Consider the following 22,362-nt stretch of genomic DNA (forward strand, 5'->3'; position numbering starts at 1 on the left):
TAATAAAAAAGCCCGCAAAGCGGGCTTTTTTATTTGTTGAGCGCCATCGGCGTTACATATCAAGTTCTTTTAATTTGCGGGTCAAGGTATTACGCCCCCAGCCTAAGCGGCGGGCGGCTTCTTGCTTATGCCCACCGGTATGATTCAACGCGCAACGTAGCATGACTTTCTCAAACTCAGGTGTTGCTTCGTCAAGAATATTGCTGCGGCCTGCGGCGAGTTGGCTATCAGCCCAGTATTGCAGCAATTGTTGCCACTGCTGACTACCTGGATCTTGAGGCTCACCGGGCTCGCCGGTTGCAGTCGGTGCCGACGATGATAACGGCTCATTCAAAAGTTCTGGCGGCAGATCGGCGACGAGTACTTCTTGGCTGCTTGCCATGACGGTTAACCAACGGCAGGTATTTTCGAGCTGACGAACGTTGCCAGGCCATGGCAGTTGGGATAAATACAGCTCTGTATCTGGGTGCAGCGTTTTGGCTTCGACGCCAAGATCGACCGCGGCACGTTGTAAAAAATGTAGCGCTAACTGCGGAATATCAGTGCGGCGCTCAGCCAGTGCAGGCAAATGAACGCGAATGACATTTAAACGGTGGAATAAATCTTCGCGAAACTTATTTTGACCCACCAAATTTTCCAGATTTTGGTGGGTTGCTGCGATAATGCGTACATCTACCGAAATTGGTGCATGACCGCCAACACGATAAAACTGACCGTCGGACAACACGCGTAATAGGCGTGTTTGCACTTCCATTGGCATGTCGCCAATTTCATCCAAGAATAGGGTGCCGCCGTCGGCTTGTTCAAAGCGACCATGGCGCGGGCCGGCCGCACCGGTAAATGCGCCTTTCTCGTGGCCAAATAGCTCTGATTCAATTAAATCTTGCGGAATGGCAGCCATATTCAGTGCAATGAACGGCTTGCTGGCTCGCGGGCTATGTTTGTGCAATGCGCCTGCGACCAACTCTTTACCGGTACCTGAGCCACCATTAATTAATACGCTGATGGACGAGCGAGATAGGCGGCCAATGGCGCGAAACACTTCTTGCATGGCAGGTGCTTCGCCAATAATTTCTGGCATTTCAATTTGATCTGCCGCGTCGCCTTCCTGACTGTCTGCTTTAGCCTGTTCTTTAGCGTGAGTGAGTGCACGATTAACTAAGGTAACCGCATCATCAACATCAAACGGTTTTGGCAGGTATTCAAATGCACCGCTCTGAAATGCGGTAACAGCGCTATCAAGGTCGGAGTGTGCAGTCATAATGACGACCGGCATTTCTGGATAATGCTCTTTGACGCGATTGAGCATGTCTAAGCCGTCCATGCCAGCCATTCTCACATCCGAAATCATCACTTGTGGACGGGTGCGATTGAGTTCGTCCAGCACATCTTCAGCACTGGCAAAGCTCTGATTACTGATGTTGGCTGCGCTCAGGGCGCGCTCTAAAACCCAACGAATTGAGCTGTCATCGTCAACAATCCATACAGAGGAATTTCTCATGCCGCTTTAATCCTTGCGTATCGGTAGTGTAATTTTAAATTCTGTGTGTCCCGGCCAACTGCTGCAGTCAATGCGACCGTTGTGCTGGGCGGCTAGTGTCTGAGCAATGGAGAGCCCTAAACCTGTACCTGTGGGCTTACCTGATACCATTGGGTAAAACACGGTATCTTGTAGCTCCAGCGGTACGCCAGGGCCGTTATCCACAATGGAGATCTCGACTGCCAGTCGGTAGCGAATACCTTTTAATGTGACCTGATTGGTTATTCGCGTCGACATGGTAATGGTGCCCTTGCCCTCAAGTGCTTCCACGGCATTTTTTACAATATTTAGAATGGCCTGCTGCATCTGCTCAGGATCCATTGGAAACTCAGGAATACTTGGGTCGTAATCGGGGACTAAAGCAAGATCTTCGGATTTTTCCATGCTGACCAATTGGCGCACGGTTTCTAATACTCGGTGAATATTGTGTTCTGAGCGCTGACCCAACTGTTGCGGCCCTAACAAGCGATCCACCAAGTTTCTTAGTCGATCGGCTTGTTCAATGATGATGCCGGTAAATTCGTTCAGATCGTTGTTTACTAATTCTTTTTGAAGCAGTTGCGCAGCTCCTCGGAGGCCGCCTAACGGATTTTTAATTTCATGGGCCAAACTGCGGACTAAATCGCGCGCGGCAGTTTGCTGGGCATTCTGAATCACTTCTTGGCTAATACGGCGCTGCTGATCGACACGGCGCAATTCAATCAATGCATAGGTGTCGCCTTCAATAATGATGGGCGATGCAGATATATCAGCCAACAACGGCGCGGCATCGGTTGGTACTAAGGACACTTCCGCGTCAGAAAACCCCTGCGACTTGTAAAATACATTTTGCAGTAGCTCTGACTGCAATGATGAATGTTCAAATAGCGTGGTGAATTTCTCGCCAATTAGACGGTGCGCGCTTTGCGCCAACGTTTGTTCGCCGGCTGCATTGATAAAGCGGATCAACAAATGATGATCGAGCAGCAAGATTGCTGTCGACAAGTTTTCAAGCAATGTATCCGACAAGTCGGGAATTATTTGTTGTGTTGAATCTATGGCCGTCATGGCTGTCGATGTTCCTACATCTTTGCGATGCACCAAAATCAAGCCCATCTATTGTGAGAGAAGGAATGATAACACTTATCGCACTAAAATGGTGCGTAAAGGGTGGCAGATCGCTGACATATGTCTAAAAAGACAATAAAACTGAAGAAGAGCAAATACTGTGCCTAATGTTGGGGCTTTATCTTGGTTAGCGCTCAGTTTAAGGGCGTAGGGACTGGGCCGGTTTTCGCATTATGCAGTTTGGACGGGCGATGCATATGAATGGTGGTGGTTGGCGATGAAGCTAAGACGGAGCCTTGGTTATTGACGAGCTGCAACTGTAGTGTGTGAGTGCCGCGCTCGACCCCCGTTAACACAAACGTTTTCTCTCGCTGAGGCTTACCTTGGGTCTCGCCGTCAATGAGCAGTTGCAAGCGCTGTGTTACGCCGGCAGGAATCGCCAGCTCAGCGGCAATCATCAGATTACCTTCGGCGCTGCGAATGGTAGCGTCGTTTTCTGGCTCTGAAATACTGATGGCCGGTTGCGGAATAGACTCTGATGTTGATGCAGTTTGAAGTGTCGGTAGTGCGGTTGCAGTGTCGGTAACATTTTGTACGCGCGCGCGCAGATCGATGGTGTCAGCTCCCGGCCTCGGTAAGTCCGAATAGACCACATTGCCGTTCTCATCAGTCCAACTGTAAACGGTGGCGTTGCTAGTAAGCGTCCAAGTGCTCAACAAGCAGAAAATAACGACGACTGGTTTCATGTCCACATCTGCAAAGTGTTCCTACCGCCAGTATAAAAAAAAGCCCGCGCAATGCACGGGCTTTGTTCACAGTTCGTTGTTACTAAACTGTTTATACGCTGTAGTACATTTCGAACTCAACAGGGTGAGTTGTCATGTTCAGGCGCTCAACTTCTGCAGATTTCAGCTCAATATAAGCGTCGATCATGTCGTTAGAGAATACGCCACCAGCGTTCAAGAACTCACGGTCTGCATCTAAGCAAGCCAGAGATTCTTCCAAAGAAGAAGCAACCTGAGGGATTGCAGCAGCTTCTTCAGCTGGCAAGTCGTACAGGTCTTTGTCCATGGCATCGCCAGGGTGGATCTTGTTCTTAATACCGTCGATACCAGCCATCAGCATAGAAGCGAATGCCAGGTATGGGTTAGCCGTTGGATCAGGGAAACGTACCTCAATACGAACAGCCTTCGGAGAAGGCACGAATGGGATACGGATAGAAGCAGAGCGGTTACGGGCAGAGTATGCCAGCATTACTGGAGCTTCGAAGCCTGGAACCAGACGCTTGTAAGAGTTGGTAGAAGCGTTAGCGAAAGCGTTGATCGCTTTAGCGTGCTTGATGATACCACCGATGTAGTACAGAGCCGTCTCAGACAGTCCGCCATACTTATCGCCAGAGAAGGTGTTGTCGCCTTCTTTGAAGATAGACTGGTGACAGTGCATGCCAGAACCGTTGTCGCCAACGAGAGGCTTAGGCATGAAAGTCGCAGACTTGCCGTATGCGTGAGCAACGTTGTGAACAACGTACTTGTACACTTGGATTTCATCAGCTTTCTTAACCAAGCTGTTGAACAAGGTAGCAATTTCGTTCTGACCAGCAGTCGCCACTTCGTGGTGGTGTGCTTCAACAGTCAGGCCCATCTCTTCCATGATCATGCACATTGCATGACGGATGTTGTAGCCAGAATCGACTGGTGGTACTGGGAAGTAACCGCCTTTAACGCCTGGACGGTGACCCAAGTTACCTTCTGGGTATTCTTTGTCGCTGTTCCAGCCAGCTTCTTCAGAATCGACTTTATAGCTAGCGCCTGACATGTCAGAGCTGAAGCGTACATCGTCAAACATGAAGAACTCAGGCTCTGGACCGAAGTAAGAAGCATCACCGATACCGGTAGACTTCAGATATTCTTCAGCGCGTTTTGCAACAGAACGTGGGTCACGATCGTAGCCTTGCATGGTTGAAGGCTCAAGGATGTCACAACGAATAATCAGAGTTGCTTCATCTGAGAATGGGTCAAGCAATGCAGTGCTTGGGTCTGGCATCAGAATCATGTCTGACTCATTAATGCCTTTCCAACCTGCAATGGACGAACCATCAAACATTTTACCGTCTTCGAAGAAGTCTTCGTCAACTTGGTGATGTGGGATAGTGACGTGCTGTTCTTTACCTTTTGTGTCGGTAAAGCGCAGGTCAACAAATTTAACTTCTTCAGTTTTTAGCTGGTTCAGTACGTTTTCTACGGACATCCTTTAAATACCTCCGATTTCCAATCTAGGAAATTCTGGTCAATCCACGTTGTTGTTTTAAAAAAGGGGTCTGACTTCAAAGCGAATAATGTGCCAAAATGGACATGTTGTTTAATAACAATTAGTTGCCTATATAAGTGCAACAAAACCATGCTTTGAAAGTGGACAAAAAGAACTAAAATGGTGCGCAATGCACTTGTTTGGTGCTTAAGTGTTCAGTTGTCCATATGAGTGCAAAGCGTCCTTACTTTTACAGTAATCGTGAAATTCTGGAGTGATCTAGATCGCACTATGACGAGATGAAACTAAATGGTCAGATTAGATCGAGATCACAAAGACCGAGCAATAGTTTCTTTTTTGTGCATAATACGCATCCAAAGATTGGGCGAACTTCGCCCCCACGCTGCTGGCACGTGCACGCGATTGATTGCCATGCCAACAAATGCAGAGTTCACAGAGTAAAGCACATGCAAACCAAACAAATTCGCAACATCGCAATTATTGCCCACGTTGACCACGGTAAAACCACCCTGGTAGATAAGTTGTTGCAGCAATCAGGTACGTTGGATGTTCGCGCCGATTCGGGCGAACGGGTTATGGATTCCAATGACCTTGAAAAAGAACGTGGCATCACCATTCTGGCCAAAAACACGGCGATTGAATGGAATGGCTACCACGTCAACATCGTAGACACCCCAGGCCACGCCGATTTCGGTGGTGAGGTTGAGCGGGTTATGTCGATGGTCGATTGCGTGTTGTTGTTAGTTGATGCTGTTGACGGCCCAATGCCGCAAACTCGCTTTGTGACTCAAAAAGCATTTGCCCAAGGGTTGAAGCCTATTGTTGTTATCAACAAGGTCGATAAGCCGGGCGCGCGCCCTGACTGGGTTATGGATCAGGTATTCGACTTGTTCGATAACTTAGATGCTACCGATGAGCAGCTCGACTTCAACACGATTTACGCGTCTGCGATTAACGGTTGGGCGACGCTAGACTTAGACGAAGAGTCTGATTCTATGGAGCCGCTGTTCCAAGCCATCATCGATAACGTTGAGCCGCCAGAAGCTGATGCCGCAGGTTCGCTGCAAATGCAAATCTCCCAGCTTGACTACAACTCATATGTTGGCGTCATTGGCATTGGTCGTATTAAGCGCGGTACTGCTAAGGTAAACCAACAAGTCACTATCGTTGGTGCTGATGGTAAAACTCGCAACGGCAAAGTTGGCCAAGTACTGGGCTACTTAGGCCTTGAGCGTCACCAAGTGACAGAAGCTCATGCTGGCGACATCATCGCGATTACTGGCTTAGGTGAGCTGAAAATCTCTGACACCATCTGTGATGTGAATGCTGCCGAAGCATTGCCGCCGCTGAGTGTTGATGAACCAACCGTTACCATGACCTTCCAGGTCAACACCTCTCCGTTTGCGGGTAAAGAAGGTAAGTACGTTACCTCGCGCAATATCCTTGAGCGCTTAGAGCAAGAGCTGGTTCATAACGTGGCATTGCGCGTTGAAGAAACCGACGATCCGGATAAGTTCCGCGTATCTGGCCGTGGCGAGCTGCACTTGGGCATCTTGATTGAAAATATGCGCCGTGAAGGTTTTGAGCTGGCGGTATCGCGTCCTGAAGTAATCATTAAAGAAGTCGATGGTGAAAAACAAGAGCCATACGAAACCTTGACCGTGGACATTGAAGACGAACACCAAGGTTCTGTGATGGAACAGCTTGGCTTGCGTAAAGCTGAGATGACCAACATGACGCCTGACGGTAAAGGCCGTATTCGCTTAGACTTCATGATCCCAAGCCGTGGCTTAATTGGTTTCCAAACCGAGTTTATGACCATGACTTCTGGGTCTGGTTTGCTTTACCACACATTCGATCATTACGGCCCATTCAAAGGCGGCGTTATTGGTCAACGCCAAAACGGCGTATTGATTTCAAACGCCACGGGTAAAGCATTGACCTACGCGCTGTTCAACCTGCAAGAACGCGGTAAATTGTTTGCCAAACACGCCGATGAAGTTTATGAAGGCCAGATCATTGGTATTCACAGCCGCGCCAACGACTTAACCGTCAACTGCTTGAAGGGTAAGCAGCTGACCAACGTTCGTGCTTCGGGTACTGACGAAGCGCAGGTATTGACGCCGCCAGTGGTATACACCTTGGAGCAAGCGTTAGAGTTCATTAACGATGATGAGCTGGTTGAAGTAACGCCTGAGAGCATTCGTATTCGTAAGAAGTTACTGACTGAAAGCGACCGTAAACGCGCCGGCCGCGTTTAAGCTTCCAACTAAGTAACACTTGAAAAGGGACTCTTCAGGAGTCCCTTTTTTGTTTTTTAGTCAAAATTTAAATTCGTTTGATACCGACGGCATTTTAAAACAAACTGACCCGCTCAATTTACTTCATTTTTCCGTCGAAAGGCGCTAACTCCAAAGGATTATGATGAACATGTTGAATCTATTGAAATCTTGTGTGGTCGCTATTTCCGTATTGTTTGCCGCTGTTAGTCATGCAGCGGAGGCCGGCACTACTGAAACGCTAATTGATGGCGGCAAAGGATTAGAAAATTGGAATCAAACGGGTAGCGGTAATTGGAGTGCGCAAGCAGATGCCATTGTTGCAGATGCTGGAAGCGGTTTGTTGGTGAGCAAAAAGTCGTATGGCGATTTTCGCCTTGTCGCAGAATTCTGGGCCGATCACACCACCAATAGTGGCATCTTCATTCGTGCTGATGATCCGTCTTATATCAATGCGTATAGCGCCTATGAAGTTAATATCTTCGATCAGCGCTCAGACCCAACGTATGGTACGGGCGGCATTGTTGGCGTGGCCAAGGTGGATCCGATGCCCAAAGCCGGCGGTCAGTGGAATACCTATGAAATCGTTGCAAAAGGCGATCAGCTCATCGTAACACTCAACGGTGTGGAAACGGTCAACACCACCAGTGATCGTCATGACAGCGGCCCCATTGCGCTGCAAATTGGTTACGGGGCTGGCGCAATCGGCGCGATTAAGTGGCGTAAGGTAACGGTGGAAGAGTTATAATCCACACCCTCAAATTTATGACCCGAAGGAGCTTTCGAGCTCCTTTTTTATTGCTTGTCGCCCTCGTTTTCGATTGAGGCATGGCCATGGTTGTCACGTGGCCGCATTACATTTATGTAAAACAAAGTTGCCAGATAAGGTTGTCCATCTCCCTTTGCGATGTGGTGTAGATCACATAATCCAATGCTAGAGTCAGCCTTTCTGACTTCTCTCATAAGGATTGTTGTTGTGTCTCTGTTCGAGCAGACTGCATTTGATAACCACGAGCAAGTGGTGTTTTGTCATGATCGTGCCTCCGGTTTAAAAGCCATTATCGCTATTCACGATACACGCCTTGGCCCAGCCACTGGCGGCTGCCGCATGTGGAATTATGCATCTGAGCAAGAAGCCATTTTTGACGTGCTTAGACTGTCCAAAGGTATGACGTACAAAAATGCGATGGCAGGCCTGCCAATGGGCGGCGGTAAAGCGGTGATTATTGGGGATAGCAAAACTCAAAAGACACCAGAGCTGATGCGCGCTTTTGGCCGTCATGTGCAGCGATTAGGTGGTCAGTACGTCTCGGCTGAAGATGTCGGTATCTCGCCGGCAGATATGGCCATTGCAGCTCAACACACAGACTATATTGCAGGCTTGGAAGGTAAGTCCGGCGATCCGTCACCATTCACTGCCTATGGCACGTTCCTCGGTATTCAGGCCGCTTTGAAACATCAAACCGGTAATGAATCGTTGAACGGTAAGCGTGTTGCCGTGCAGGGGATTGGTCATGTCGGCTATCACTTGTGCCGTCACCTGCATCAAGCCGGAGCTCAGCTCGTGGTTGCTGATATCAACCAAGAGGCATTGAAACTAGCCGTTCAAGAATTTGGCGCGAAGGTCATTGAGAGTCATAACATTTATGATGAGGCAGTGGATGTGTATGCGCCGTGCGCACTCGGTGCAACCGTGAACGACGACACCATTGGACGGTTAAAAGCAGGCATCATTGCTGGCGCCGCAAATAACCAGTTGGCCACCGATGCCCACGATGAAATCCTGAAGAACAAAGGCATTTTGTACGCGCCAGATTATGTGATTAACGCCGGTGGCATTATTAATGTGTCCTACGAGCATGCATATGACGCTGATGCGAGCAAAAAGCAAGTTGAGGGCATTTACGACACCCTAAGTCAGGTGTTTGCTCAAGCGGCACAAAACGATTTGCCTACGGGGATTGTGGCGGCGCAACTGGCTGAACAAAAACTAACGGCCGCGTAACGCCCGAGAGAGTTTTTTAGAAATGATAAAAAAAGGCCCGTTGATACGGGCCTTTTTATTAGTTGCCTTTGAGGCTATCGATAAACTGATTTGAGCTATCGATCGAGGCATTCATTTCACTTATGAGGGCGTCGATGTCACTCTTAATCGCGCGATATTCCTGATCAAGCGAGCCGATGGCTGCTGCGTTCAGGTTATGCTTCAAATACAGCATGTTGTCTTTTAACGCCGTCAGGACGGGATCCATTTTCGCTTCAGCTCGACGCATGGAGCGGATCAGACTGTTGTAGTTGCGCTCAGTTGCTTTCAGCTTGGTGGAGCTATCGCGGCGTAACCGGTCGCTACTGATTTGTGACAACTCATCTTCCCACTCATCAAACAACGCATCGGCAACACTTTCTACCGCATCAATTCGAGCACTGACTTGAGCCGCAGATTCGGCACTATCCTCGTAGGAATCGCTAACGGCTTCATACATGCGCTGCAGATCGCCGCCATCAAAGTTAGTGAGTGCCTGAAATTGCTCCAGTGCCGATTGAAACTCTTCTTGAGCGTCGGACTGAGCATCGCGAGCTTCTTCTACGCGGTCTACCATGATATCGCGCTTGTGCACGCCCACTTGCTCCATGGCGGAGTAGTAGGTGCTCTCACAGGCGGTAAGTAGCAGAGCGGTTGAGACAATTAGGATTCGCAGCATTAGCTACCTCCAGCAGGGCCCTTGTATTTGGCCGCATCAATGATGCACCAAATATAGACGATTGGGACTAATAGCCAACCTACGGCAATAACTACCAGTACCCAAGAAATGGCCATGGCGAGAAAAAATAGAATCGCCGCCATGATGCGGCCTTGCACCAATTGCCCTAAACCTGGAATAAAAAAGCTGCACAACGCAGCAATCACATTACCACCTGAACCTTGACCTGCCATTTCGTTTATCCTTTTAACTCATGTTGACTTCAGTTAGCTTAACCGAATCTACTCTGATGCAAAAGCTGCTGAATTGTTACTATTTTTTAATCAATAGGCGGTACACACAAGTTGAGGTTTGCAATGGATTCTGAAAAACAAATGGACTGGCAACGCTTACGCCAATACAGCCTCGAAAAGTGGCGTCATGGCTACGACGTATTTTCTCATTTTGTGCGTCGATGTGGCGATGACCAAGTCTCTATGACCGCAGGCCACTTGGCTTACGTCACCTTATTGTCTCTGGTTCCAATGATTGCCGTGTCATTCGCAATGTTTTCGGCGTTTCCGGTGTTTGAGGAATTGCGCGGCGACATTGAAGCGTTCGTTTACGAAAACTTTGTACCAACCGCCAGTGAAGTCGTGGCGCAATACATGAACGACTTTGTGAACAACGCATCAAAGGCCACGTCCATTGGCATTTTGGCGTTAGTTCTTGTTGCGTTCATGCTGATGTCCGCCATTGATAAAGCGCTTAATCGCATTTGGAAAGTTCATAATAAGCGCCGCTTAATCTTATCGCTGTCCATTTACTGGATGGTGCTCACCATGGGACCTATTTTGGTCAGCGCCAGCTTGGCAGCAACATCCTATTTGGTAAGCCTCAATGTGGTGGGGGATGTCAGTTGGCTGAAAACTCAAATGCTCAAATTCTTCCCATTCTTGTTATCAACACTGGTGTTCATGTTGCTTTACTTGCTGGTGCCCAATAAAGATGTGAAATGGAAGCATGGCCTCTATGGCGCGCTGTTGACCGCATTCCTGTTTGAAGTCGGCAAGCGAGGTTTTGCTATTTATATTGCCCAATTTGCCAGTTATCAGGCAATTTACGGAGCGTTGGCTGCGGTGCCCGTAATTTTTGTTTGGGTCTATGTGTCTTGGTATATCGTACTGTTGGGGGCCGAATTTACCGCTACATTAGGCGAGCGAGATGAAGCGCAGGACGTAGCGGAATGATTGCTTTAATCCAGCGAGTTCAACACGCACAAGTTGTGGTGGATGACGAAGTAATTGGCAAAATTGGCCCAGGACTTTTGGTGTTTCTTGGTGTTGAAAAGGATGACGATGAGGCCAAGGCAAAGCGCTTAGCAGAGCGCGTATGCAACTACCGAATGTTTGAAGACGAACATGGAAAAATGAATCTGAATGTCCAGCAAACAGGGGGCGAAGTGCTGGTGGTTTCGCAATTCACTCTGCCGGCCGATACGCAAAAAGGCAATCGGCCGAGCTTTTCGAGTGCTGCATCCGGCGAGTTTGCCGACCATCTGTACCAAGTGTTCAGCGCGGCTTGCGCCGATAAAGTCATGACTGAAAATGGTCGTTTTGCTGCGGATATGAAGGTGTCACTACTAAACGATGGGCCGGTGACGTTCTGGTTGCAGATCTAGCTAGAATATTCTGTAACCACCAACATATTCAGGTGATTTGGTACTTGAATCCAACCCAAAGGAGCCGTTAATACCGAGCGCATGGCGTCGGTAACGCGTTGCCATTCCTGCTCATCTTTTGGAATTAAGTTAACCGCAATGGTCGGATTCGGCGCCAATATTCGCTCGATTTCAGCCCAGAAATAGACATCAGACATAAACTCCGGAAGCCCTTCATCGGTACAGATATCAACAACTAAGCCGTTAAACGCATCATCATCATATTCAGTAATGGCGCGTTCTGCTCGGTTGTGAATAACCTGATTGGGATTGTTCTCCGGTGCGAAGTGTTCTTGAAATAGCTCCACGATCACCGCATCTATTTCAACAGATATAAGTTGCCAATTGGGTCGATAATGGGCAAAGTAGCGCTGCATTGCACCGCCGCCCAAACCTAACTCAAGGGCGAAGCCTTTGTTTTGCTCTGGGGGAAAAAGCTGTTGAACCGCTTGATGCGGAGGCAGTACCGGGGCTGCAGGCGTATTCAGTTTCATCAAGCTTTGCATGATGCCGTTAATTTCAAGCCAACGATATTGATCGTTTTCTTTAACCTTAATACAGTGGTCACCCTGCCGTAGTAATCGTACGATGCTGCCGTAGCGGGTTGCTTCTTGCCAATTAGTTGAAGACACCAATATTTCCTGTAGTCGTCGTGGTCGTTTGAGCCCGAGTTGAGAGTAAAGAGTTTAATTGCATGTACAAGGTCATAGAGCCCGTCACTGACGCAGATTTTGAACGTTACTTTCAGTTTCGCTGGGAGCAGTTGCGCGCACCCTTTAATTTGCCAAAAGGCTCTGAAAAGGATGAGTACGACCAATTCAGCGAACACCGCATGATCTTGGACCGCAAAGGTAACCCTGTTGCGGTTGGGCGATTGTATCAAATCAGCGCCGATGAAGCCCAAATCCGTTATATGGCCGTGTGTGATACGCACCGAGGTAAAGGCATTGGCTCGAGCATGGTTGCGACGCTCGAAGAGTTAGCCCGCGCTAAATCCATCAAGCGCGTGATGATGAATGCGCGTTTGGCTGCGGTTCCTTTCTATCAAAAGAATGGTTATCACCCCGTGGGTGAAGGGCCAACTCACTTTGGCAAGATTAAGCATCAGCAGATGCAAAAAGACATTACGCCGAAATCTACCAATCGAAAATATGGCGAATGGTGTGACGCTTTAGCTGGCATGTGGCGCGATCAAATTCCACTGAGTAGCCAGATGGGCGTGACTGTGGATGACTACACCGGCGATGTGCTGCGGGTGTGCGCGCCGTCTTCGCCAAATGCGAACTTGTATGGTGGTATGTTTGCCGGCAGCATGTATGCATTGGGCTGCCTCACCGGGTGGGGCCTGTTATATCTGATGCTAAAGGAACGCAATATTGCGGCGCGAATCATGTTGGTTCACGGCGATATTCGATACCTCAACTCGGTTGCCGGTGATGCATCGGCAGTATCAAGTCGCAAAGACATTGCGGGTAGCATTTGGCCACTGATCCGCGATAAAAAAGTCGTGCTAAAAGTCGCTGTCACCTTATTTTCTGGTGAACAAGAGGCCGCCGAATTCACTGGCAAATTCATTCTCTATCCTGAAAAAGACGATCCCCACGCGGATTCCTTCGACACGCCGCAAGGCAATTTGCCATTTGAATAACGCCATGGGCTAACTACACTCATGGCTGCTAATGTCGCGATCAGGAGTTGTTGTGTTCAAACGGATTTTTTGGCTGACTGTTATTTTATTGAGCGTTATCCATTGCCGCGTTGCCATTGCGGCACCAGGCATAAACTCGGCCGTTGAACACAGCATGTTAATGATTGATGAGGTGCAGTTAGAACGCTGGGCCTTTGACCGAATACTCCGCGCTGACGACCAAACCCGCATAGCCCATCATGAGCCTAGGCAGCAACACTTTAATGGCTGGAGTTTACGTTCGGTCAACGGCAAACCGTCATCAATTGATGAGCAATGGCAGTTTTTACAAGACTTCGCGCCTGCCCAACCAGAATCCAAAAACAAACCTTTAGTTGAAAATCGGCTCACGCGAATGGTTCAGCCGGACAGCTTGGCGTTACTATCAAAAACCGAAGTCTCTGCACGTTATTCATTTTCGCCTCGTTTAAACAGTATCGATCAAACGTCGTTGGCTGATTTAGTCGGGTTACTTTGGTTTGATGTGAAGCACCAGCACATAACTAAGGTAGAAATCAAATCGACGGCACCGCTAAACAGTACCTCAGGGGTGATCTTTTCTGATTTCAACTTAACCCTTACCTTTGTTCGTGAACAGGGATTCGTGTTGCCACAGCGAGTAGAAATGCGTTTTGAGGGACAAGTTGATGGACTTAATGTGTTTGCCCAAGACACTCAACAAAGCTATCAGAACTACCAGTTAATCTTTCCTCCACCGACTTTCGCCGAGCGTTTAATTAGCGACAAACAGGCTAATATGTAATTTAATTACGGATTTGCGCCTAAATAAATGTGATCAATGTCTCATGAAGCTTGATATTTTGAGTTTGTGTAATATAATTACACTCGAAAGTTAACGAATAGAGAGAGGAATGAGATGAATATTTTTGGCGTAAAAGGTAGTTATAGTGTTGGTCGCTCCACTCGCAGTCGTCGTCGTAGTCAATACATTCGCAACGATGCGTAAGTCAGCAAAGCAACACATCATCAGATTTTAAAAGCCTCGATTTGTTCGGGGCTTTTTATTGCCCCCAAACCCCTATTCAGATCACGCTTAGCTCTAATTATCTATCGATTAATCATATTTAGTGTAATTAAAACAGTATTTTATGTGAATTTTGGCGGGTTGGCTTACAGGTGATCAATATCAATAAATTAATAATTTAGAAGGGAAACAAAAAAAGTGTGATGAACATCAAATAAAACTGTTCATTTTTAGAATTTGGTGTATAGTTAACTCGTAACTAAAAACAAACAAGGAGCAACAATATGAATATTTTTGGCGTAAAAGGTAGCTACAGCGTAGGTCGTACAAGTCGTAGCCGTCGTCGCAGCCAAGCCTTCCGCAATGATGCATAATCATCATCAGCGTTCGGCCTCACCAACTTAAAAGCCTCGATAAAATCGAGGCTTTTTTTATGGCTACGATTTACACGAGGCCATCAGGCACTACCAAATTGACTGCGCCCAGCCATCCAGCGATCCACAAGAGGCTGGAGATGTTGAGGATATTGAGCTTGAATCTGCTGCGCCAGCTGTTGAATCAATGGCAATAAATGCTGATCGCGAATGAGGTCTGCTATTTTGAGATCGGCCAAACCCGTTTGCTTGGTTCCTAGAATTTCGCCAGGCCCGCGAATTTCCAAATCGCGTTGAGCAATCACAAAGCCATCATTCGAGTCTCGCAATACCGCCAGTCGCTTGGTTGCTGTTTTTGACAGCGGTGCTTTGTATAACAACACACAGTGACTGGCAATGGAGCCGCGACCAACTCGGCCACGTAGCTGATGTAATTGTGCTAACCCCAACCGCTCCGGGTTTTCAATAATCATCAAGCTCGCATTGGGAACATCAACGCCGACCTCAATGACTGTGGTTGCTACTAACAAGTCTAACTCGCCATTTTTGAATTGAGCCATGACGTGCTGCTTTTCCGCGGCTTTTAAGCGGCCATGAACGATGCCAATGCGTAATTCGGGTAGGCTTTCTTTTAACAGCGTCTGGGCGTCTTCTGCCGCTTGCGCTTCAAGTACTTCAGATTCTTCAATTAGTGTGCAAACCCAATAAACTTGGCGTTTATCGTTTAAACATGCCGAGCGAACGCGTTCTAATACTTGTTCGCGCCGAGAGTCCGGCAAGGCGACGGTCGTGACCGGCGTGCGCCCCGGCGGTAGCTCGTCAATCACTGACGTGTCGAGATCCGCGTATGCGGTCATGGCGAGTGTTCGAGGGATTGGGGTTGCCGTCATGATCAATTGGTGCGGTGTTATGCCATCGGCTTCACCTTTTTCCCGCAGCGTTAATCGTTGATGCACACCAAACCTGTGTTGCTCATCGATGATCACCAAGGCTAATTGCTTGAATTCCACATGCTGTTGAAAAAGTGCATGGGTGCCAACAATCATTTGGCCACTGCCATCGGCAATGGCATCAAGCGCGACTTGTCGTTGTTTTCCTTTGGTTTTGCCTGCCAGCCAAACAATGGAAATCCCAAGTGGTTCAAGCCAGCTTTGAAAGTTCGTTGCATGTTGCTCGGCCAGTAACTCTGTTGGCGCCATAAGTGCGACTTGTTGGCCATGGCCGATGACGTTGAGCGCCGCTAAGACTGCAACCAAGGTTTTGCCCGAACCAACATCCCCTTGCACCAACCGCATCATCGCGTGGGGTTTGGCTAAATCAGCTTGAATCTCGGCAACCACTCGTTGTTGTGCGCCTGTTGGCGAAAAGGGCAGTTGTGCGAGCAGCTGTTGTTGTAAGTCGGCGGCATGAGGAAATTGCGGTGCACGGATCTGCTGCATGCGATGTCGTAGTTGTTGCATGCTGAGATGATGAGCTAAAAGCTCTTCAATAATCAGTCGTTGTTGCGCTGGATGTTCACCTTCTAGCAGCTGCTCAGCTGATACGTCGGCACTAGGCCTGTGGAGTAGGGCTAGTGCTTCATTGAGCGGTAATTGACTATGATACAAGCCGGCTGGCAATAATTCTGGCAAAGGGTGCCGCTTAAGCATTTGCAGCGCTTGATCAGTCAGTTTACGTAAACTAGCTTGGCGTACGCCTTCGGTTGTTGGATAAACCGGCGTGAGGGTTTCCTCAACGTGTGGCAGCTCGTCAGTATCGTCGCTGATTTTGTATTCAGGGTGCACCATCTCAAAACCGTTCGGGCCACGTTTTACTTCGCCAAAGCAACGGATTTGGTGACCGGCCACAAATGCATTTTTTTGCGCGGCACTGAAGGTGAAAAACCGTAAGGTTAGGCTGCCCGATGAATCGCTGACACGCACCACGAGCATGCGACGACGGCCAAATTTAATCTCACTCGCCAGAATGGTTCCAACAATGGTGCCAGTTTGATTGGCCAGCAGATCGTCAATGGCATACACGCGGGTTCGATCTTCATACCGCAACGGCAAGTGAAACAGTACATCTTGCACTGAATGCAGCTGCAATTTGGTTAGCTTTTTGGCAAGGCTGCTACCGACACCTTTCAGATCGGTAACCGGCAATTTGGCGAGAGTGTGGACAGGCAAGCCAAGATCTCTTTAAGCACAATGTGTTTGCAAGTGTACTGGATATACAACCAGTGCAGCAAGGCCTGTTGTGGCGCAGTTTGGCTTATTTAGACGGGCTTCTCATGATTTTCCACCATTGTTCGGAGGCTACAACGTCGCCTTTGTCATCGACTTGTGGGTACGGCAGGCCTTTTTGGCGACAACGTTTTGCTAACGCTTCATGGCATCCTTCAAACAATAAGCGTTGTTTTTCTTGCGCCTCAACACCTTGAGCGTGTTGATACAGGCCTGCTATGTCACGTTGGCGTTGCGCTTCGTACAAAATCAAAGCACTCGCTACCGATACATTCAACGACTGAACCATCCCCATCATTGGCACCACGATATGTTGATCGGCGAGTTCTAGCGCCCGCTCTGAAATACCGAACCGCTCCGTCCCGAGAATGATGGCGGTGGGCTTGGTGTAATCCACTTCACGAAAATCGATGGCGCTATCGCTCAGGTTGGTTGCCAGAATTTGCATGCCTTGCTGCTTAAGCGTGTCAACGGCCGTGTCGATATCGGGTTGGCGATGAACCCGCGTCCAATTGTTACTGCCGGAGCTATAGAAATTGGAACGTTCTAAATCTTGGTCGTGCCAAATGGCGTGTAGATCATGAACGCCAACTGCGTCTGCAGTGCGCACAATGGCAGATAGGTTATGGGGCTTGTTGACGTGCTCCATCAAAACCGTTAAGTCCATTTGGCGGCGATCGAGTACGGTGTTAATGCGCTCAAAGCGGGCGTCTGTGGCCATAGTCAAACTCATAAACAAAAAACACGCAGCAGAGTCATCAACTCAGCGCTGCGTGTTGGAATTACACAACTGGGAATTTAAACGACGGCAACACCGTCAATTTCAACCTGAGCACCACGTGGCAACTGGTTAATACCAATGGCGGCGCGGGCAGGGTATGGCTGATCAAAATAGCGCGCCATCACTTCGTTGACGGTCGCAAAATTGCTCAGATCGGTTAAGTAAATTTGAACTTTGACCATGTCATTCAAGGTGCCACCGGCAGCCGCCAATACGGCTTTCAGGTTTTCAAAAACTTGCACGGTTTGCTGTTCAAAGTCATCGCTGACCAGTTCCATGGTTGCGGGAACTAATGGAATCTGGCCCGACAGATAAAGCGTACCATTGTGATTAACGGCTTGTGAGTAAGTACCGATAGCGGCTGGCGCAGCGTCGGTTGAAATCACTGTTTTGCTCATGATGCTTCCTGATCTGAGGTTAGTTACGATTACGAACGATTCGGACCACTTCTGGCATGACGCGAATGCGACGCATCACATTAGCCAGCTGAACTCGACTGGTGGTGGTCAATACTAGGTTAACGCTGTACAGGCGCCCATCTTTCTCATCACTGCTGATGCCCTGAATATTAGAGCCGCAATTGGCCACAATTGAGGTCAGCGTTGCTAATGCGCCTTGGTGATTCATCATTTCGACTCGTAGCTCGGTCAAAAATTCTTCGTCGCCGGTGTGGTTATCATCCCAACGCACCGACACGTATTTGTCCGGTTCGTGTTGATAACCGCGCACGTTGGAACATTGATCATGATGGATGACCAAGCCTCGATCTTTACTCATGTAAGCAATAATCGGATCGCCGGGAATCGGCCGACAACATTTACCAAATGTGGTCAGTACACCTTCGGCGCCAATAATTGGAAGACGCTTACGTTTGCTGCTTTGCAATTTGATGTCGCCGGCCAAGCGCTTAGCGACCACCGGACTCATGATTTTGCCTAAACCAATATCAATAAGCAGTTCGTCGCCATGCTCGAATTTGTACTCTGAAAGCAGTTGATTGACCTGCGCCGGATCGAAGTCTGACAGCAGCTTTTGACCACCCAATGCGTGCGTTAGTAAGCGCTTACCTAGCTTAAGGGCTTCTTCTGACTTTAGGTTCTTCAGGTATTGACGGATCTTGATGCGAGCGCGGCTGGTCACCACAAAGTTTAGCCAGGCGGCGTTAGGACGAGCGCCTTTGGCGGTGATGATCTCAATGGTTTGACCGGTCGATAATGGCTGGCTAATCGGATACGGCTGGCGATCAACGCGAGCACCGACACAGCTATTACCCACATCGGTATGTACCGCATAAGCAAAATCAACAGCGGTGGCGCCTTCTGGCATTTCTAAAATTCGGCCATCAGGTGTAAAGCAGTAAATTTCATCTGGAAATAGATCAGATTTAACACTTTCAATAAATTCAAATGATGAGCCAGCACTTTGCTGAAGCTCCAATAAGCTTTGCATCCAACGACGTGCGCGAACTTGAGCCGTTGTGCCTGCGGTTTCGCTATCGTCTTTATAGAGCCAATGAGCAGCAACACCGCGATCAGCCATTTGGTCCATGTGCTCAGTACGTATTTGTACTTCCACTGGCACACCGTGCGGGCCCATGAGGGACGTGTGGAGGCTCTGGTAGCCGTTCGCTTTGGGAATGGCAATATAGTCTTTAAAGCGACCGGGCTTGGGCTTGAACAGGCTGTGCACTAAACCAAGGGCGCGGTAACAGGTGTCAACGTCATCAACAATGACCCGAAACGCGTAAATGTCCATCACTTCAGTAAACGGCAACTCTTTATTGCGCATTTTCTGATAGATGCTGAACAAGTGTTTTTCACGGCCTTTTACTTTTGCTGGAATGCCAGCTTCGTTAATACGGCCGGCAATATCTTGAGCAATGGCTTCGGTGATTTGTTTGCGATTCCCGCGCTCGCGCTTCACCACATTACCAAGGACCCGATGGCGCATCGGGTACTGCGCTTCAAATCCGAGATCTTCTAGCTCGTTACGAATGTTGTGAATGCCTAAGCGATTGGCAATTGGCGCATAAATCTCGAGGGTTTCGCGGGCGATGCGGCGGCGTTTATCGGGACGCAGCGCAAAAATGGTGCGCATGTTGTGGGTTCGATCGGCGAGCTTAATTAAGATCACTCGAATATCCACAACCATGGCCATGACCATTTTTTGGAAATTTTCGGCTTGCGCTTCTTCTTTCGAATCGAATTGAATTTTATCGAGCTTAGAGACGCCCTCAACTAACTCGGCAACAGTTTCATTAAACTGTTCGGCCAAGTCGGCTTTGGTTAAGTGAGTATCTTCAATGACATCGTGCAGCAACGCTGCCATAAGCGCCTCATGATCGAGGCGCATATCGGCAAGAATGCGGGTAACGGCTACCGGATGAGTAACGTATGGTTCGCCGCTTGAGCGGGTTTGGCCTTCATGCGCGTCGCGACTGGCGATGTAAGCCTGTTCGACGAGCGCAACCTTGGCGGGATCTAAATATTCAGCGATTTGCTGCTTTAGTCCTTCAAACAATTTCAAGCATCACCCCGCTAAATACTGCCGCCAAATTTTAGAAGTTTGGCTGAGTGATCGAAGCAACAGAAGCCATTTCGGCAGCTTCTTGCTCTTGTTGTTCGCGTGCTTCTTCTGCGTCCAACGATGCAGCTGTGATGTAGCCTTCTTCGATCTCACGTAAAGCCAATACAGTTGGCTTATCGTTGTTTTCGTCAACGAGTGGATCTTTACCTTGAATGGCCAACTGACGAGCGCGACGTGCTGCAACCAACACTAAATCAAAACGGTTGCCGATTTTGTCGACGGCATCTTCTACTGTAACGCGAGCCATGACGGCCTCCTACTTGTTCAAAAAAGGGACGGAATTCTACCGAAATCAGCTGCCTTCCGCCAGTAATTCGTTGAGCATAGCTTTGTGGCGTTCTGATTGTCCAGCATGACGCAGGCGACTGCTCACTACAATGGACGTCAGATCTTCCACCGCTTGGTCAAAATCATCGTTAACAATCACATAATCATATTCATGAACATGCGACATTTCTGCCACGGCTTTGGCCATACGGCCGGCAATAATATCTTCCGAATCGGTACCACGCTTGCGTAATCGTTGTTCAAGCTCGGCCCGACTAGGCGGTAAAATAAATACGCTAATGGCATCGGCATCGTGTTTTCGAATTTGCTGCGCGCCTTGCCAGTCAATATCGAACATCACATCCACGCCTTGATTCAATTGCGCTTCAACAGCATGGCGGCTGGTGCCGTAAAAATTGCCAAAAACGCCGGCCCACTCAAAAAAAGCATGATCATCAATCATCTTCATGAACTCTTGCTGCGACACAAAGTGATAGTGTTTGCCATCTTCTTCACCCGGTCGCGGCGCGCGCGTCGTGTGAGAAATAGAAACCTGAACCTTGTGTTGGCCACGTGCTTTAATCATGGCGGCAATCAGACTGGATTTACCAGCACCGCTTGGAGCAGAGACAATTATGAGAGAACCGCGATCGGTCATGGTGTGATTCACTTTCCAGCTGTTTCAGAAAGCGCCTTAAATTAACACTGTTGAGGTTTTTTGGCTAGCAAGACTGCTATTTGCAACCATTATTTGCCTGTGGAACTAGAGCAAAAACTCACCTAGGGCCACTTATAATTGGACTGACCAATTGTTTGACTTCGATCAAACTCAGATTTAATACGGCTCTGAACCAATTCCAATCCGGTATATCTAATTAGTGGACGTTGACCTTTTATTTACAAACGGTGGCTGTTTAGAAAAGAGCATCACGCCGAATATAGCCGCAAAAGCGCTGTGGCAGCCACATCGTTTGGGTCAATCAACTTACCCACATTAGACTATCGAGAGATCACACATGCAATCGAGCTGGCAAATAAGTGTTTATTCACCGCGCATGGCATGCGTTCGCATCAGTGGTGACTGTAAAAGTTATGAAATGCTGATCCCTGATCAGCGCCCCTATTTAGCTTGTGGTACCAAACAGCAAACAAAATATAAGCTGACGATGCCCTACGATGCTCACAGTAAGCCGCAAACAAATCATGCCTAAGTGAGAACATATCGCAACAAAACCCGCTGATAAGGCGGGTTTTTTATGTCGAACGATCAGAACCCCACAGTCCAGTTCGAAATTCTAATGTTAACGGAATCATCGTAAAACCCCCACAAACCCCAGCACGCTGCGGATCCTGTGCTAGATTTAAAGCGCTAATTATTTTCACGCTACTCGCTCCACCCTTGTTGTTTGTCGCAGCGGAAGCGATCAGTCCAGTCTTTGTTTGAGTAGCTTTTTTTCACGGATGGATGTTATGTCACTGAAATATCGTATTAACTCACCTGTGACGGTGGGCCAATTTTTGCATTTGCTTCATGAATCCGAATTAGCAAATCGTCGGCCAGTTAATGATCTCAGCTGTATGCAAGGCATGTTGAAGCACAGTAACTTAATCGTTTCGGCATGGGATAACGAAGAGCTTGTCGGCATTGCGCGCTCTATGACCGACTTTCACTATGCTTGCTATTTATCGGATTTGGCCGTGAGTAAGGCCTATCAAGGGCATTTGATTGGCTACAACTTGCAAGTATTAACGCAGCAGCAGTTAGGCGAGAACTGCAAATTGATTTTATTAGCTGCGCCGGGTTTAGATGATTATTACGCCAGCATTGGTTATCAGAAACATGATAACTGCTGGGTGTTGCCACGCGCCGAAAGTCTAAGTCAGCGAGGCTATAGCCCCAGCGTCAAACAACTTAGGTAACC

The 22,362-nt window shown here is 48.4% G+C and carries 22 protein-coding genes; 9 read left to right on the forward strand and 13 right to left on the reverse strand.

Features of this window, described 5'->3' with window-relative positions; genetic code table 11:
- Nucleotides 1-52 precede the first annotated feature (52 nt).
- From glnG to glnA, 4 genes are all read right to left on the reverse strand, one after another.
- Nucleotides 53-1,501 carry a nitrogen regulation protein NR(I) gene (glnG, locus tag K0504_RS08920; protein WP_220103841.1) on the reverse strand — a complete coding sequence of 483 codons (1,449 nt, stop codon included), beginning with the start codon at nucleotides 1,499-1,501 and terminating at the stop codon, nucleotides 53-55.
- Nucleotides 1,502-1,507: 6 nt separating this feature from the next.
- Nucleotides 1,508-2,587: a nitrogen regulation protein NR(II) gene (glnL, locus tag K0504_RS08925; RefSeq protein WP_220103842.1), complete on the reverse strand. Its 1,080-nt coding sequence runs from the start codon at nucleotides 2,585-2,587 to the stop codon at nucleotides 1,508-1,510.
- A gap of 194 nt (nucleotides 2,588-2,781) precedes the next feature.
- Nucleotides 2,782-3,333, reverse strand: coding sequence for a DUF4124 domain-containing protein (locus K0504_RS08930; protein ID WP_220103843.1), 552 nt, complete (start codon nucleotides 3,331-3,333; stop codon nucleotides 2,782-2,784).
- A 91-nt stretch (nucleotides 3,334-3,424) separates the two neighbouring features.
- A complete protein-coding gene (gene glnA / locus K0504_RS08935; protein ID WP_220103844.1) occupies nucleotides 3,425-4,834 on the reverse strand; it encodes a glutamate--ammonia ligase in 1,410 nt (469 codons plus the stop codon).
- A gap of 467 nt (nucleotides 4,835-5,301) precedes the next feature.
- Here glnA and typA point away from each other — a divergent pair, with 467 nt between their 5' ends.
- From typA to K0504_RS08950, 3 genes are all read left to right on the forward strand, one after another.
- Nucleotides 5,302-7,116 (forward strand): translational GTPase TypA, encoded by a 1,815-nt coding sequence (gene typA / locus K0504_RS08940; RefSeq protein WP_220103845.1) that lies wholly within the window; start codon nucleotides 5,302-5,304, stop codon nucleotides 7,114-7,116.
- A gap of 169 nt (nucleotides 7,117-7,285) precedes the next feature.
- Entirely contained in the window at nucleotides 7,286-7,882 is a 597-nt protein-coding gene (locus tag K0504_RS08945; protein ID WP_220103846.1) for a 3-keto-disaccharide hydrolase, read from the forward strand.
- A 228-nt stretch (nucleotides 7,883-8,110) separates the two neighbouring features.
- Nucleotides 8,111-9,139, forward strand: a complete 1,029-nt coding sequence (locus tag K0504_RS08950) for a Glu/Leu/Phe/Val dehydrogenase dimerization domain-containing protein (RefSeq protein ID WP_318837955.1) — start codon at nucleotides 8,111-8,113, stop codon at nucleotides 9,137-9,139.
- 58 nt (nucleotides 9,140-9,197) lie between these two features.
- Here the strand turns inward: K0504_RS08950 and K0504_RS08955 are convergent, their stop codons facing one another.
- Both K0504_RS08955 and K0504_RS08960 read right to left on the reverse strand, forming a co-directional pair.
- A complete protein-coding gene (locus K0504_RS08955) occupies nucleotides 9,198-9,836 on the reverse strand; it encodes a DUF2959 domain-containing protein (RefSeq protein WP_220103848.1) in 639 nt (212 codons plus the stop codon).
- Nucleotides 9,836-10,069 carry a TMEM43 family protein gene (locus K0504_RS08960; RefSeq protein ID WP_220103849.1) on the reverse strand — a complete coding sequence of 78 codons (234 nt, stop codon included), beginning with the start codon at nucleotides 10,067-10,069 and terminating at the stop codon, nucleotides 9,836-9,838. The genes K0504_RS08955 and K0504_RS08960 overlap by 1 nt, the downstream gene beginning before the upstream one ends.
- Nucleotides 10,070-10,192: 123 nt before the next feature.
- Between K0504_RS08960 and K0504_RS08965 the strand changes: the two genes are divergently transcribed.
- Nucleotides 10,193-11,065, forward strand: coding sequence for a virulence factor BrkB family protein (locus K0504_RS08965; RefSeq protein ID WP_220103850.1), 873 nt, complete (start codon nucleotides 10,193-10,195; stop codon nucleotides 11,063-11,065).
- Complete coding sequence (gene dtd, locus K0504_RS08970) at nucleotides 11,062-11,496, forward strand: D-aminoacyl-tRNA deacylase (RefSeq protein WP_220103851.1); 435 nt, start codon at nucleotides 11,062-11,064, stop codon at nucleotides 11,494-11,496. The genes K0504_RS08965 and dtd overlap by 4 nt, the downstream gene beginning before the upstream one ends.
- Here the strand turns inward: dtd and K0504_RS08975 are convergent.
- Nucleotides 11,493-12,167, reverse strand: coding sequence for a polyamine aminopropyltransferase (locus K0504_RS08975; protein ID WP_220103852.1), 675 nt, complete (start codon nucleotides 12,165-12,167; stop codon nucleotides 11,493-11,495). The genes dtd and K0504_RS08975 overlap by 4 nt on opposite strands.
- A gap of 62 nt (nucleotides 12,168-12,229) precedes the next feature.
- Between K0504_RS08975 and K0504_RS08980 the strand changes: the two genes are divergently transcribed.
- Nucleotides 12,230-13,183 carry a bifunctional GNAT family N-acetyltransferase/hotdog fold thioesterase gene (locus K0504_RS08980; protein ID WP_220103853.1) on the forward strand — a complete coding sequence of 318 codons (954 nt, stop codon included), beginning with the start codon at nucleotides 12,230-12,232 and terminating at the stop codon, nucleotides 13,181-13,183.
- Nucleotides 13,184-13,235: 52 nt separating this feature from the next.
- Nucleotides 13,236-13,985 carry a hypothetical protein gene (locus K0504_RS08985; RefSeq protein WP_220103854.1) on the forward strand — a complete coding sequence of 250 codons (750 nt, stop codon included), beginning with the start codon at nucleotides 13,236-13,238 and terminating at the stop codon, nucleotides 13,983-13,985.
- A gap of 679 nt (nucleotides 13,986-14,664) precedes the next feature.
- Here K0504_RS08985 and recG read toward each other — a convergent pair.
- From recG to gmk, 6 genes are all read right to left on the reverse strand, one after another.
- Nucleotides 14,665-16,749 (reverse strand): ATP-dependent DNA helicase RecG, encoded by a 2,085-nt coding sequence (gene recG, locus K0504_RS08990; RefSeq protein WP_220103855.1) that lies wholly within the window; start codon nucleotides 16,747-16,749, stop codon nucleotides 14,665-14,667.
- A gap of 85 nt (nucleotides 16,750-16,834) precedes the next feature.
- Nucleotides 16,835-17,527: a tRNA (guanosine(18)-2'-O)-methyltransferase TrmH gene (trmH, locus tag K0504_RS08995; protein WP_220103856.1), complete on the reverse strand. Its 693-nt coding sequence runs from the start codon at nucleotides 17,525-17,527 to the stop codon at nucleotides 16,835-16,837.
- A gap of 77 nt (nucleotides 17,528-17,604) precedes the next feature.
- Nucleotides 17,605-17,985, reverse strand: a complete 381-nt coding sequence (locus K0504_RS09000; protein WP_220103857.1) for a RidA family protein — start codon at nucleotides 17,983-17,985, stop codon at nucleotides 17,605-17,607.
- A gap of 19 nt (nucleotides 17,986-18,004) precedes the next feature.
- Complete coding sequence (gene spoT / locus K0504_RS09005; RefSeq protein WP_220103858.1) at nucleotides 18,005-20,113, reverse strand: bifunctional GTP diphosphokinase/guanosine-3',5'-bis pyrophosphate 3'-pyrophosphohydrolase; 2,109 nt, start codon at nucleotides 20,111-20,113, stop codon at nucleotides 18,005-18,007.
- Between the two features lie 31 nt (nucleotides 20,114-20,144).
- Nucleotides 20,145-20,420 (reverse strand): DNA-directed RNA polymerase subunit omega, encoded by a 276-nt coding sequence (gene rpoZ, locus K0504_RS09010; protein ID WP_220103859.1) that lies wholly within the window; start codon nucleotides 20,418-20,420, stop codon nucleotides 20,145-20,147.
- A gap of 45 nt (nucleotides 20,421-20,465) precedes the next feature.
- Entirely contained in the window at nucleotides 20,466-21,098 is a 633-nt protein-coding gene (gmk, locus tag K0504_RS09015) for a guanylate kinase (RefSeq protein WP_220103860.1), read from the reverse strand.
- Between the two features lie 358 nt (nucleotides 21,099-21,456).
- On the opposite strand from gmk, the gene K0504_RS09020 reads away from it, so the two are divergent.
- Nucleotides 21,457-21,651 carry a hypothetical protein gene (locus tag K0504_RS09020; RefSeq protein ID WP_220103861.1) on the forward strand — a complete coding sequence of 65 codons (195 nt, stop codon included), beginning with the start codon at nucleotides 21,457-21,459 and terminating at the stop codon, nucleotides 21,649-21,651.
- A 259-nt stretch (nucleotides 21,652-21,910) separates the two neighbouring features.
- The gene (locus K0504_RS09025; RefSeq protein WP_220103862.1) at nucleotides 21,911-22,360 is read left to right on the forward strand and encodes a GNAT family N-acetyltransferase; all 450 of its coding nucleotides are present in this window, start codon (nucleotides 21,911-21,913) and stop codon (nucleotides 22,358-22,360) included.
- Nucleotides 22,361-22,362 lie beyond the last annotated feature (2 nt).

It is taken from the genome of Neiella holothuriorum, assembly GCF_019457915.1.
GTDB classification, from domain to species: domain Bacteria; phylum Pseudomonadota; class Gammaproteobacteria; order Enterobacterales; family Neiellaceae; genus Neiella; species Neiella holothuriorum.

Excerpts from the sequence above, each read along its gene's own strand:
- K0504_RS08980 (WP_220103853.1), top strand. The coding sequence starts at position 12,230 with ATGTACAAGGTCATAGAGCCCGTCACTGACGCAGATTTTGAACGTTAC.
- K0504_RS09020 (WP_220103861.1), top strand. The coding sequence starts at position 21,457 with ATGCAATCGAGCTGGCAAATAAGTGTTTATTCACCGCGCATGGCATGC.
- gmk (WP_220103860.1), bottom strand. The coding sequence starts at position 21,098 with ATGACCGATCGCGGTTCTCTCATAATTGTCTCTGCTCCAAGCGGTGCT.
- K0504_RS08960 (WP_220103849.1), bottom strand. The coding sequence starts at position 10,069 with ATGGCAGGTCAAGGTTCAGGTGGTAATGTGATTGCTGCGTTGTGCAGC.
- K0504_RS08965 (WP_220103850.1), top strand. The coding sequence starts at position 10,193 with ATGGATTCTGAAAAACAAATGGACTGGCAACGCTTACGCCAATACAGC.
- rpoZ (WP_220103859.1), bottom strand. The coding sequence starts at position 20,420 with ATGGCTCGCGTTACAGTAGAAGATGCCGTCGACAAAATCGGCAACCGT.
- K0504_RS08930 (WP_220103843.1), bottom strand. The coding sequence starts at position 3,333 with ATGAAACCAGTCGTCGTTATTTTCTGCTTGTTGAGCACTTGGACGCTT.
- glnL (WP_220103842.1), bottom strand. The coding sequence starts at position 2,587 with ATGACGGCCATAGATTCAACACAACAAATAATTCCCGACTTGTCGGAT.
- K0504_RS09025 (WP_220103862.1), top strand. The coding sequence starts at position 21,911 with ATGTCACTGAAATATCGTATTAACTCACCTGTGACGGTGGGCCAATTT.
- glnG (WP_220103841.1), bottom strand. The coding sequence starts at position 1,501 with ATGAGAAATTCCTCTGTATGGATTGTTGACGATGACAGCTCAATTCGT.
- glnA (WP_220103844.1), bottom strand. The coding sequence starts at position 4,834 with ATGTCCGTAGAAAACGTACTGAACCAGCTAAAAACTGAAGAAGTTAAA.
- K0504_RS08955 (WP_220103848.1), bottom strand. The coding sequence starts at position 9,836 with ATGCTGCGAATCCTAATTGTCTCAACCGCTCTGCTACTTACCGCCTGT.
- dtd (WP_220103851.1), top strand. The coding sequence starts at position 11,062 with ATGATTGCTTTAATCCAGCGAGTTCAACACGCACAAGTTGTGGTGGAT.
- typA (WP_220103845.1), top strand. The coding sequence starts at position 5,302 with ATGCAAACCAAACAAATTCGCAACATCGCAATTATTGCCCACGTTGAC.
- trmH (WP_220103856.1), bottom strand. The coding sequence starts at position 17,527 with ATGGCCACAGACGCCCGCTTTGAGCGCATTAACACCGTACTCGATCGC.
- K0504_RS09000 (WP_220103857.1), bottom strand. The coding sequence starts at position 17,985 with ATGAGCAAAACAGTGATTTCAACCGACGCTGCGCCAGCCGCTATCGGT.
- K0504_RS08945 (WP_220103846.1), top strand. The coding sequence starts at position 7,286 with ATGTTGAATCTATTGAAATCTTGTGTGGTCGCTATTTCCGTATTGTTT.